General features: G+C 66.5%; 11 protein-coding genes. 9 read left to right on the forward strand and 2 right to left on the reverse strand.

From position 1 onward, the window contains the following. Window positions 1–137: 137 nt before the first annotated feature. Window positions 138–551, reverse strand: a complete 414-nt coding sequence (locus QOD90_RS15010) for a PaaI family thioesterase (RefSeq protein WP_526351014.1) — start codon at window positions 549–551, stop codon at window positions 138–140. Between the two features lie 57 nt (window positions 552–608). After that, the gene (locus tag QOD90_RS15015) at window positions 609–1,856 is read right to left on the reverse strand and encodes a sulfotransferase (RefSeq protein WP_526351034.1); all 1,248 of its coding nucleotides are present in this window, start codon (window positions 1,854–1,856) and stop codon (window positions 609–611) included. Between the two features lie 58 nt (window positions 1,857–1,914). Here QOD90_RS15015 and QOD90_RS15020 point away from each other — a divergent pair, with 58 nt between their 5' ends. From QOD90_RS15020 to QOD90_RS15060, 9 genes are all read left to right on the forward strand, one after another. Then, window positions 1,915–2,490, forward strand: a complete 576-nt coding sequence (locus QOD90_RS15020) for a TetR/AcrR family transcriptional regulator (protein WP_526351016.1) — start codon at window positions 1,915–1,917, stop codon at window positions 2,488–2,490. Beyond that, complete coding sequence (locus QOD90_RS15025) at window positions 2,487–3,593, forward strand: DUF1214 domain-containing protein (protein WP_526351018.1); 1,107 nt, start codon at window positions 2,487–2,489, stop codon at window positions 3,591–3,593. Before QOD90_RS15020 ends, QOD90_RS15025 begins: the two co-directional genes overlap by 4 nt. A 153-nt stretch (window positions 3,594–3,746) precedes the next feature. Next, complete coding sequence (locus tag QOD90_RS15030; protein WP_526351020.1) at window positions 3,747–3,962, forward strand: ferredoxin; 216 nt, start codon at window positions 3,747–3,749, stop codon at window positions 3,960–3,962. After that, window positions 3,959–5,362 (forward strand): NAD(P)/FAD-dependent oxidoreductase, encoded by a 1,404-nt coding sequence (locus QOD90_RS15035; protein WP_526351022.1) that lies wholly within the window; start codon window positions 3,959–3,961, stop codon window positions 5,360–5,362. The genes QOD90_RS15030 and QOD90_RS15035 overlap by 4 nt, the downstream gene beginning before the upstream one ends. 12 nt (window positions 5,363–5,374) lie before the next feature. Then, entirely contained in the window at window positions 5,375–6,655 is a 1,281-nt protein-coding gene (locus QOD90_RS15040; RefSeq protein ID WP_526351024.1) for a cytochrome P450, read from the forward strand. Between the two features lie 7 nt (window positions 6,656–6,662). Next, window positions 6,663–7,697, forward strand: coding sequence for an NAD(P)-dependent alcohol dehydrogenase (locus tag QOD90_RS15045; RefSeq protein ID WP_526351026.1), 1,035 nt, complete (start codon window positions 6,663–6,665; stop codon window positions 7,695–7,697). A gap of 108 nt (window positions 7,698–7,805) precedes the next feature. Beyond that, on the forward strand, window positions 7,806–8,735 hold the full coding sequence (cysD, locus tag QOD90_RS15050) for a sulfate adenylyltransferase subunit CysD (protein ID WP_526351028.1): 930 nt from the start codon (window positions 7,806–7,808) through the stop codon (window positions 8,733–8,735). After that, on the forward strand, window positions 8,735–10,585 hold the full coding sequence (cysN, locus tag QOD90_RS15055) for a sulfate adenylyltransferase subunit CysN (RefSeq protein WP_526351030.1): 1,851 nt from the start codon (window positions 8,735–8,737) through the stop codon (window positions 10,583–10,585). The genes cysD and cysN overlap by 1 nt, the downstream gene beginning before the upstream one ends. Beyond that, window positions 10,582–11,328: a 3'(2'),5'-bisphosphate nucleotidase CysQ gene (locus tag QOD90_RS15060; protein WP_526351032.1), complete on the forward strand. Its 747-nt coding sequence runs from the start codon at window positions 10,582–10,584 to the stop codon at window positions 11,326–11,328. The genes cysN and QOD90_RS15060 overlap by 4 nt, the downstream gene beginning before the upstream one ends. Window positions 11,329–11,524: the final 196 nt, after the last annotated feature.

Below are 11,524 nucleotides of genomic sequence, written 5' to 3' on the forward strand. Positions count from 1 at the left end.
CACCAGCGTAACCGCCCCGAGAATTGCCAAACGGCGCATTGCGTTCGCCATTGCCGGCCCCCTTTGGTCGTTCCCCGACCCATGCTCAGTTGGATCGTATGACCGCTCGGCTAGGCGTTTCAACACATTCGTCGAAGTCACCCGACCTTGTAGGTGGCGATCGCCTTCGCGACCAGCTCGCCGTCGGGCGTCACGACCTCCACGTCGCAATTCACCAGCGTCTTACCGGCCCGCAGCACCCGCCCGACGCCGATCAGATCCGTGGCCCTGGCCGGCGCGAGGTACTGCAACGCCATCGACGTGGTCACGCCGCGCAGCGATTCGGCCGCCTGCACTCCGGCCCACGCCGCCGCCATCACCGTGACGTCGGCCAGCGCGGCGATGGCCCCGCCGTGCACCATGTCGCCGAGCGTGACGTTGGTGGGATCCCATGGCATGCGTAGGCGCACCTCGTCGCCGTCGAGGACCTCGGGCACGATGCCGAGTTTGATGACGAAGGGGGACTGGGGAAGGAACTGCGCCATGACCTCGGGGCCGGTGGGTGTCGACATGCGTTCATCCTCGTCCCGCCGGGCGAGGCATTTCAATTACCAGGAAGGTAAGCGGCGTCAGGTGAGGAAGCGCGCGACGTAGGGCGCGAAGCGTTCGCGGAGGTCGCCTTCGTCGAGGCCGAACATGTCGCACGAGGTCGCCACCCGGCCCAGCCGGTTGCGTTGGTGGCCGGCCAGATACTCGGCCATGGCGGCGCGGGCCGCGTCGGTCACCGGTTCACCCGCGAGGTCGTAGATCCGTTCGGTGACGCCGATCTCGTCGGTCATGAACTCGTCGAAGCGCACGTCGATCGAGCGCTGCGGTCCGATGATGCTTCGGTCGCGGACGAAGGCGGAGAGCATCGACTCGAGCCGGTCGACCCAGGAGGCAGCGATCTCCTCGACGGGCACCGGGCTGCGGTGCATGCGCGCCGAGTAGGTGATCATCGCGATCATCGACAGCACGACCGGCATCGGATCCCGGTGCGTGCACACGACCACCACCCCGGGGAACACCCGGTCGAGTACCGCCAGCTGCTCGAGGTGCTGTGGCGACTTGAGCAACCAGCGCCGGCCGCCGCGGAGGAATTGCAGCGCCTTGAGCTGAGTCGCGAGATGCTCGTAATGCGTTGTCTGGTCGTGAGATAGGTAGTAGTCCCGCCATCGCGGGGCCAGGCACAGGGTCTCCATCAGCATCGTGGAGACGTCGTTGGCGAGCAACTGGATCTCTTCGTGGACGTGGTCGGTGGTCATCTCGTGCATCAGCGCGAAGTGCGGCATGACGATGTTCATCACGGTGACGGCAAGGTCCATCCGGGTCCGCCGTGGGTCCGGGTCGATGCCCGCCTCGGATGGCAGCGGAAAGGGTTCGACGCCCTCCCAGTACGGCAGCGTGCGGAAGGTGGGGCCTGCGCCGAGCAGATTGTGCAGGTGCGTCGTGCCGGTGCGGGGGAGGCCCGCGATGACGACGGGCGGTGCCAGCTCGATGTCGTGGATCTCGGGGTGCCTGGCGAGCAAGTCGGTGAGCAGCAGCCTGTTCTTCAGCACCTGCAGCAGTTGGCTGAAGAAGTTGACGACGCCTGTCGGGGTGAGACCGTCGATGTTGCGGACGTCGGCCAGGTAGACGTCCAGGCGTTCGCGGTAGTCGTCGGCGCCGAAGTCGTAAAGGCCGGTATCCGCCGTCGCCCTGGCATGGAGTGCATCGGCGTCGAGCGGACAGTCCGGCGCGAGGGACGCCATCATGTCGCGAATCTGCTCGGCTTCGGGGGTGAATTGGGGCTCGGCCAGGTCGTCGAGGTGGACACGGAGCGGCTCCGGCCGCGACATGGGGACGGAGTCAGCTGTGGCGTCGGTCACAGCGACTTATGTTACTCTGAGTTCCGTAATGACGACGGACTTTGGTAGGCCTCGCGACCCGCGCATCGTCGGTGCGGTGCTCGAGGCGACGGTCGCGCTGCTCGCCGAAACGGGCTACGCCGATCTGTCCGTCGACGCCATCGCCAGGCGGGCGGGCACCAGCAAGCCTGCGATCTACCGCCGCTGGCCGAGCAAGGCACACCTCGTCCACGAGGCCGTCTTCCCGATCGGCGAGGCCACCGAACTCCCCGACACCGGATCGCTGACGGGAGACGTGCGCGCGATGGTCCGTCGCAGTGCAGACGTGCTGACCACCCCCGCTGCCAGCGCCGCGCTGACGGGTCTGGTTGGCGAGCTTGCGGCCGACCCGACATTACATTCTGCACTGCTGCAACGCTTCTCGGGGATCCTCTCCCAGGGTCTGGCGGATCGGCTAGCGGACGCCGTTGCGCGCGGCGACGCGCGACCGGACGTGACCGCCGACGAACTCGTCGAAGCCGTCGCGGGCATCACCTTCTTCGCGCTGCTCACCCACGGGCCGGCGCTCGACGACGCATGGGTGGATCGAACCGCCACCCTCATCACGAGAGGCATCAGCACATGACCGACCACGAGTCGACCACCGCGTGGCACGAGCTGTTGGAGACGTTGGGTGGTCTCGACGGCCCGTTCCTGACCGGCGACCGGGCCGTCACCGACGACCGGCACGTCGCCGACGGCTACCGAATGCTGGCGACCACCCTTGGCGTTGCGTTCGACACCTATCTGTTCGCCGACCCAAGTCGACCCCGGTGGGTGGAGGTCAACTCACCGGTGCGATCGGACCGCCGCTGGGGAGGCGACAACACCGACGCGTACTACTTCATGTGTCCGGTCGACCCGAAGCGGCGATATCGCATCACCGGCAACAAGGGCGACAGCGTCTACTTCTCGGTGACCGCCTACAACGAACCGTCGCCGGGCGCCTGGTCGGACAAGGTCGTCGCGATCGTGCGCGACGACGACCTCGAGATCGATGCCGACGGCAACTTCTCGTTCGACCTCGGGCCGACGCCCGAAGCGGCCGTGCTGATGACCCGCGATTACCAGGCCGACCCGCGGACCGGTCGGGCCGTCGCCTGGCGCATCGAGGCGCTCGACGACCCAGAACCCTTCCGCCACGGTGACGCCGAAACGGCGGCGGCACTGCGGGCCAGCGCGGCGTGGATGAAAACGATGTTCGCGATTCTGCCGCTGGCCGTCGGGGTACGCAGCGAGGACGCGCACACGCTGGGGCACGAAATAGCGCACGCCGCCAATGAATTCGCCGATGCGTACCAGGTGCCCGACGCCAACTTCGGCTGGTCCGCGCGTGATGCCTGCTACTCGTACGGCAGTTTCGTACTCGAAGATGACGAGGCTCTGGTCATCACGCATCGGCCGCCGGCGTGCCGGTTCTGGAATCTGGTGGTGTGGAACCAGTTCATGGCCACGCCAGGCGTCGCCGATGCGCGCAGTTCGATCAACGGCCACACCGCCGTACCCAACGCCGACGGCTCGGTGACGATCGTGCTGTCGCGGGGGATGACGGGTCACCCGAACTCGCTGACGACGCTTGACTATCCACTCGGCAACCTCGCCTTCCGATGGTTCCTTGCCGACGAGGTCCCGGCTCGGCCACAGGCGCGCCTGGTCAAGGCGTCGGACGCGCCGACGACCGTCGACTAGTCCCACGTGACCGGGGCCTCCGCTTCGACGATTGGCGGTCTGACGGATTGGTACGTCCGGAAAGGCCACTTACCGTAGCGTCAGTTGCCTGCTCCAGAAATGGGGATCGCGCCGGTTGGTCCTCGGCGCCGGTTGAGAAGGGGTCCCGTCAGCATGCGCATCGTGGTCGACTTGAATCGCTGTCTGGGATACGCGCAGTGTGTCCCACTGGCGCCGGAGGTACTCCAACTCAATGGCGAGGAAGCCCTCGCCTATGACCCGAATCCCGATGACTCGCAACGGCAACAGGTGGCACGGGCCGTGGCGTCCTGCCCCGTGCAGGCGATCATCGCCGAGATGGATCCGCCAGCGGACCGGACGACCAAGTGAACGCGCAGCCCCTCATCGATGAGCTCGTCAGCGCCTTCAAGGCGCAGGGGCGCATCGTCATCGTCGGTGCCTCGCTGGCGGGCCTGCGCGCGGCGGAGGCCTTGCGCGACGAGGGATTCACCGGATCGCTGACCATCATCGGTGACGAGGTGCACGAGCCCTACGATCGGCCGCCGTTGTCCAAGCAGGTCCTCAAGGGATGGGTGCCGGCAGGTAACACGAAGCTGCCGCGGCTACGCGAGGTCGACGCCGACTGGCGGCTCGGCGTGGCTGCCACCGGATTGGACCGCGACAACCGAGAAGTGTTGTTGGCCAACGGCGACAAGGTCCCGTATGACCGGTTGCTGATCGCCACCGGGGTACGGTCCCGCGCCTGGTTCAACCCTCAAGAGGCGAAGCTGAAGGGCCTGTACACACTGCGCACCAGTGACGACGCCGCGAGAATCCAGGCGGCATTCAAGGCCAGGCCCAAGCGGGTGCTGATCGTCGGCGCGGGGTTCATCGGCTCCGAAATGGCCTCGGTGTGCCGTGATCTCGGACTGGACGTGACCGTCGCGGAGCGCTCCAGCGCGCCGTTGGTCGGACCGCTCGGCGGGGTCATCGGCGACATCGCCGCCAAGATGCAGCGCGACGCAGGCGTCGACCTTCGCACCGGCGTGGCCGTCGAAGCACTGAAGGGCGACGCCGATGGGCACGTCCGACAGGCTCAGCTCTCGGACGGGACCACGCTCGACGTCGACGTGGTGGTGGCGTCCCTGGGGTCCATCCGCAACATCGAATGGCTCGAGGGCGCTGACCTGGCCGCCGGGTTCTGGGGGGTGGCCTGCGACGCCGGTTGCCGGGCCTTCGACATCAACGGCGTGGTGACGGACAACATCTTCGTCGCCGGTGACATCGCGCGGGCGCCGCACGTCCTCTACGAGTACCAATTCATGGCGATCGAGCACGTGGACGCCGCGGTGCTCGGTGCCCAGACGGCGGCGCACAACATGGTCAACCTGGAGAGGGGCCGACGCCCGCACCTGCCGCTGCCACAGTTCTGGTCCGGGCAGTTCGGCGTCAACATCAAGGGTGTCGGCGTGTGCTCGTTCGGCGACGAGATCGTGTTCACCCAGGGCTCCGTGGAGGATCTCCGCTTCGCCGCCGCCTTCGGCAAGAACGGCCGCATCGTCGGAGCGCTCACCTTCAACCACGGCAAGTGGCTGGAGTACTACGGCAGGCTCATCGAACAGTCGGCACCCTTCCCGCCCCCGCCGCCGGGTTACGACGTGCCGACGAACTCCGAGGTGATGTCGGCCCGCTTCCCGGATCCGCGTGAGCCGACCGGAATTCCCGACGTCGTGCTGACCGGCCACGACCCCACTTCGCGGGGCGCCGAGTTCCGCTCGAAAGCCCGTTAGGACGGAGCACGCATGACGACCGCAGAAACCGCCTGGACCGAGGCGATGAGGTACGAAAACCGTCACGACCCGTACCGGTTCTTCGACGAGCTTCGCAAGACGCCCGTCGTGCAGGTCGCCGAAAAGGTCTACGTCGTGACCGGCTACCGCGAGCTATTGCAGCTCGCGCACGATCCGCATGTCAGCTCCGACATCTCGCGCAGCCCCATCTCGGCGCAGCCTGCAGCACACGCACAGCCCGACGTCGGCGCCGAGCACATGCAGGCGTATGGCCGCGAGCCCAGCCTGATCGTTTCCGATCCGGCCAAGCACGACAGACAGCGCCGCCAGGTGATGCGGCACTTCGCCCCGCCGCACTCCCCAGACGTGATCCCCAACATGGCCGTCGACATCCAGACGCTGTGTGACGATTCGCTGAACGGCATCAAAGCCAAGGGCGGCAACACCTTCGACGTCGTCGACGACTACGCCTACCCGGTTCCCGTCGCCGTCATCTGTCAGATCCTCGGTGTGCCACTGAAGGACGAACCGACCTTCCATGGCTGGATCTTCGACTTCATGGCGGGTGCGGACATGGGTCCGGACGCCGCCACCGAGGAAGGTCGGGCCCGCGCGGCCAAGGGCCGTGAAAGCACGGGGGCACTCACTCGGTACATGGCCGACCTGATCCAGGGGTTTGTGTCCGAACCCAAGGACAATGTGTTGTCCAAGATGGTCAATGACCACGACGGGCCCGACGGGGCGATGACGCCCCAGGAGGCGGCGGCCAACGCGATGCTGCTGCTGATCGCCGGGCATGACTCGACGGTCAACACCATCGCGCACTGCGTGCTGCTCCTGCTGCGCAATCCCGAGTCGCTCGACCTGCTGCGCGAGAAGCCCGAACTGATCCCGAAGGCCATCGAGGAAGTCCTGCGGCTGCAGTCCGCCGTCCAGTTCTTCCCGAGCCGCAGCGTGACCGCCGACGTCAAGGTCGGTGGCACGGTCATTCCAGCGGGGTCGGCGGTGCACCTGCTGTACGGCGCGGCGAACCGCGACCCCAAGCGCTTCCCCGACCCCGAGAGGTTCGACATCCAGCGCCCCGACAACCAGCACGTGGGCTGGGGTCGCGGGGTGCACAGTTGCGTTGGTGGTCCGCTGGCTCGGCTCGAGGTCAACATCGCCGTGGAGACGTTCCTGCGGCGCGTCGACAACCCGCGCCTCGTCGTCGACCCACCGCCCTACCGGGTGAATCAGGTGTTCCGGGGTCCGTTGCACCTCGAGGTCGAGTTCGACCGGATTGGGACAGACTAGGTCGGCCATGAAGGCTTTCCAGTTCGTCGAATGGCAACAGCCGGGCCAACTTCGGGACGTGCCGGTCCCCGAGCCGGGCCCGGGGGAGGTGCTGATCAAGGTCGGCGGAGCAGGTGCCTGCCACTCGGACCTTCACCTGCTTGAGGCGCCCTCGGGGTCACAGCCGTTCGCGCTGCCGTTCACCCTCGGGCACGAGAATGCCGGCTGGGTCGAGGCTTTGGGCTCGGGAGCGACGGGCTTCGCGCCCGGCGATGCCGTCATCGTCTACGGGCCGTGGGGCTGTGGGCTGTGCATGAACTGCCGACAGGGCATGGAGAACTATTGCCAGACGCCCGGGAAGCCGAGCCCCGGGGGACTCGGTGGCACCGATGGTGGCATGGCCGAATATCTGATCGTCCCGTCCACACGCTATTTGATCCCATTGGGAGATTTGGATCCTCGCGACGCGGCGCCACTGTCCGACGCGGGCCTGACCAGTTACCACGCCGTGAAGCGTTCGGTGCATCTGCTCGGGCCCGGTTCGACCGCAGTGGTGATCGGTACGGGTGGACTCGGACAGATGGCCATCCAGGTGTTGAAGGCGCTGAGCGGCGCGACAACCGTTGTCGCGGTGGACACGTCACCCGACAAGCTCGAGGTCGCCAAGGGCTTCGGCGCCGACGAGGTCCTGATCTCCGGCGATGAGGCGGTCACCCGCATCAAGGACATCACCAGGGGCCAAGGTGCCGAACTCGTGCTGGACCTCGTCGGTGTCGGTCCGACGCTGAGCATGGCGGCGCAGGTGGCCAGGGTGCTCGGTCATCTCACGATCGTCGGTGTCGGCAAGGCCACGTTGCCGGTCAGCTTCTCCAGCCCGCCGCACGAATGCTCGGTGGCGTCACCGTTCTGGGGGTCGATCCCGGAACTGCTCGAGGTGATCGCACTTGCTCGAGCGGGGAAGCTGAAGATGCTCGTCGAGCACTTCCCCCTCGCGCGCGCCGCCGAGGCGTACGACCGGCTGCACCACGGCAAGATCCGCGGTCGAGCGGTGATCACGCCGTAGTTCGGGCGTTCGTCGACCAGCGGATCGTTGACACGAGACTGCCTGCCCGGATACATTCCTGGGCATGATTGCAATTCTGGCTAACTCTACCCACTTAAAGAGGAAGTCATGACGACGGCGCAGGAGCTCGACCGAACCGCGGGCAAGTACGAACTGAGTCACCTTCGATCGTTGGAGGCCGAGGCCATCCACATCATCCGTGAGGTCGCCGCGGAGCTGGAGAAGCCGGTGCTGCTGTTCTCCGGCGGCAAGGACTCCATCGTCATGCTGCACCTCGCGCTGAAGGCCTTTCGGCCCGGTCGGCTGCCGTTTCCCGTGATGCACGTCGACACCGGTCACAACTTCGATGAGGTGCTGCAGGTCCGCGACGAGCTCGTCGCGGAGTCCGGTGCGCGGCTCATCGTCGCCAAGGTGCAGGACGACATCGATGCCGGCCGCGTCGTCGAGACCATCCCGTCGCGCAACCCGATGCAGACCTTCACGCTGCTGCGGGCCATCCGGGAGAACAAGTTCGACGCCGCCTTCGGTGGCGCCCGGCGCGACGAGGAGAAGGCCCGCGCCAAGGAGCGGGTGTTCAGCTTCCGCGACGAATTCGGCCAGTGGGATCCAAAGGCTCAGCGCCCCGAACTGTGGAACCTGTACAACGGGCGCCACCACAAGGGTGAGCACATCCGGGCGTTCCCGATCTCGAACTGGACCGAGTTCGACATCTGGTCCTACATCGGAGCGGAGAAGATCAAGCTGCCGTCGATCTACTACGCGCACGAGCGCCAGGTCTTCGAGCGTGACGGCATGCTCCTGGCCGTCCACAAGTACCTGCAACCCCGCAAGGACGAACCGATTATCGAGAAGGTCGTGCGGTTCCGCACGGTTGGCGACGTCACGTGCACCGGTTGCGTCGAATCGACGGCGGCCACGGTGTCCGAGGTGATCGCCGAGACCGCGGTCTCGCGGCTGACCGAACGCGGCGCCACCCGCGCCGATGACCGAATTTCCGAAGCAGGCATGGAAGACCGCAAGCGCGAGGGGTATTTCTGATGGCGACGTTGCTCAGGCTGGCGACTGCCGGTTCGGTGGATGACGGCAAGTCGACCCTGATCGGACGGCTGCTCTTCGACTCCAAGGCCGTCATGGAGGACCAGCTGGCCGCGGTCGAGCGCACGTCGAAGGAACGCGGACACGACTACACCGACCTCGCCCTGGTGACCGACGGCTTGCGTGCCGAGCGGGAGCAGGGCATCACGATCGACGTCGCCTACCGCTACTTCGCCACCGCCAAGCGGAAATTCATCATCGCGGACACTCCCGGGCACGTGCAGTACACCAGGAACATGGTGACGGGCGCGTCGACGGCGCAGTTGGTGATCGTCCTGGTCGACGCGCGCCACGGACTGCTGGAGCAGTCGCGACGGCATGCCTTCCTCGCGTCGCTGCTCGGCATCCAGCACATCGTGTTGGCGGTGAACAAGATGGACCTCGTCGACTGGGATCAGGCGCGATTCGAGAAGATTCGCGACGACTTCCACGAGTTCGCTGCCCGTCTCGACATTCACGACGTGACGACCATTCCGCTGTCGGCGCTCAACGGCGACAACGTGGTCACCAAGTCGGATGCCTCGCCCTGGTACGAGGGTCCCGCACTGCTGTCGCACCTCGAAGAGGTCTACATCGCCGGTGACCGCAATCTGGTCGACGTCCGGTTTCCCGTGCAGTACGTCATCCGGCCGCAGACGCACGACCACGCCGACCACCGCAGCTACGCGGGCACCATCGCCAGCGGCGTGATGCGCACCGGCGACGAAGTCGTGGTGCTGCCCGCAGGCAAGACCAGCCACATCACCGAAATCGAGGGTCCGGCAGGACCACTCACCGAGGCGTTCGCTTCGATGGCCGTGTCGATCAGCCTGGCCGACGACATCGACATCTCGCGCGGTGACATGATTGCGCGGCCCAACAACCAGCCGCACGTGACGCAGGACTTCGACGCCACGGTGTGTTGGATGGCCGACGAGGCGGCGCTCGAACCCGGTCGCGACTACGTCATCAAGCACACCACGCGCACGACCCGCGCCAAGGTGACGGCGCTGGACTACCGTCTCGACGTGAACACGCTGCACCGCGACAAGAGCGCAACGGCGTTGAAGATCAACGAACTCGGCCGCATCACGTTGCGGACGCAGGTGCCGCTGTTGCTCGACGAGTACTCCCGCAATGCCGCCATCGGGTCGTTCATCCTGATCGATCCCGACACCAACGGCACCGTCGCCGCGGGCATGGTGCGCGACACCACCCCGGCCGCGACGCGCACGGCCACCCCGAATGCGGTGCGGCATCAGAATCTGGTCACCGCCGAAGACCGGCTGTCTCGCGGAAGCACGGTGTGGTTCACCGGGCTGTCCGGCTCGGGCAAGTCATCGGTCGCCATGCTCGTCGAGCAGAAACTGCTCGAAAGTGGTCGTCCCGCATATGTTCTCGACGGCGACAACCTGCGCCACGGGCTCAACGCGGACCTCGGATTCACGATGGCCGACCGGGCCGAGAACCTGCGTAGGCTGGCGCACATCGCGACGCTGCTGGCGGACTCCGGACAGATCGTGCTGGTGCCTGCCATCAGCCCACTGGAGGAGCATCGCGCGTTGGCCCGCAAGGTCCACACCGATCAGGGGTACGACTTCTTCGAGGTGTTCTGCGATACGCCGCTGGAGGACTGCGAGCGCCGAGATCCCAAGGGGCTCTATGCGAAGGCGCGAGCGGGAGAGATCACGCACTTCACCGGAATCGACAGTCCGTACCAGCGGCCGAAGAGGCCGGATCTGCGGTTGACCCCGGACTGCGACGTCGAGGAATTGGCCCAGCACGTCATCGACATGATCGACGCGAAGGAGTGACCGACCACGATCTCGCGGCTCGCCTCGCGACCGAAGCCGGGGAGCTGCTGCTGCAAGTTCGCATCGAGCTGGCCGATGCCACCGCCGCGGAGCGAAAGGACGCCGGGGACAAGCGCGCTCACGCCTTCCTGATGGAGGCACTCGCCACCGAACGGCCCGACGACGCGGTGCTGTCCGAGGAGGCGACCGAGGCGGAGAAGGCCAACTCGCAACGGCTGCATGCCGATCGGGTGTGGATCGTCGACCCTCTCGACGGAACCAGGGAGTTCTCCGAACTCGGTCGCGAAGACTGGGCGGTGCACGTGGCGCTGTGGCAGGCGGGCGAACTGGTCGCCGGCGCGGTCGCCTTGCCCGCTCAAGGCGTGACGTTGGCGACCCCCGACGTGCCGCCGCCACCCGCGGCCCCCGCCGCACCGCGCATCGTCGTCTCCCGCACCCGACCGCCGGCCATCGCACTTGCCGTCCGCGAGGCTTTGAACGGCACTCTGGTCGAAATGGGTTCGGCAGGAGCGAAGGTCGCCGCTGTGGTGCAAGGCGTCGCGGACGCCTACGTTCACGCGGGCGGACAGTACGAGTGGGACTCGGCCGCACCGGTCGCGGTGGCGCGCGCAGCGGGCCTGTTCACCTCGCGCCTCGATGGCTCACCGCTCAAGTACAACCAGGCCGACGTCCTGCTACCGGATCTGGTCGTCTGCAGGCCGGAGTTGGCCGACGCCGTACTGGCGGTCACGACGCGAAGCTGAAGGGCTCGCAAGACGCTCGACACTGACCCTAAATCTCTTGTGTCACTTTGGTTTCAGGTGTCCCAAGCGCGGGTGTCTTGTCGGTGGTTCGAACTAGTGTTCGGGTATGAGTTCGGATCGGGTCGTCGCGGCGGTCACCGAATACCAGGCTGCCGCAGCCGGACTCATCGAGCGATCGTTCGAGGAGTTCACCCAC

Origin of the sequence: Mycobacterium sp. (assembly GCF_032161845.1) — a bacterium.
GTDB lineage: Bacteria > Actinomycetota > Actinomycetes > Mycobacteriales > Mycobacteriaceae > Mycobacterium.

Bases quoted from the DNA above. Each gene is read 5' to 3' on its own strand.
- QOD90_RS15010 (WP_526351014.1), bottom strand. From the start codon at position 551: ATGTCGACACCCACCGGCCCCGAGGTCATGGCGCAGTTCCTTCCCCAG.
- QOD90_RS15015 (WP_526351034.1), bottom strand. From the start codon at position 1,856: ATGTCGCGGCCGGAGCCGCTCCGTGTCCACCTCGACGACCTGGCCGAG.
- QOD90_RS15020 (WP_526351016.1), top strand. From the start codon at position 1,915: ATGACGACGGACTTTGGTAGGCCTCGCGACCCGCGCATCGTCGGTGCG.
- QOD90_RS15025 (WP_526351018.1), top strand. From the start codon at position 2,487: ATGACCGACCACGAGTCGACCACCGCGTGGCACGAGCTGTTGGAGACG.
- QOD90_RS15030 (WP_526351020.1), top strand. From the start codon at position 3,747: ATGCGCATCGTGGTCGACTTGAATCGCTGTCTGGGATACGCGCAGTGT.
- QOD90_RS15040 (WP_526351024.1), top strand. From the start codon at position 5,375: ATGACGACCGCAGAAACCGCCTGGACCGAGGCGATGAGGTACGAAAAC.
- QOD90_RS15045 (WP_526351026.1), top strand. From the start codon at position 6,663: ATGAAGGCTTTCCAGTTCGTCGAATGGCAACAGCCGGGCCAACTTCGG.
- cysD (WP_526351028.1), top strand. From the start codon at position 7,806: ATGACGACGGCGCAGGAGCTCGACCGAACCGCGGGCAAGTACGAACTG.
- cysN (WP_526351030.1), top strand. From the start codon at position 8,735: ATGGCGACGTTGCTCAGGCTGGCGACTGCCGGTTCGGTGGATGACGGC.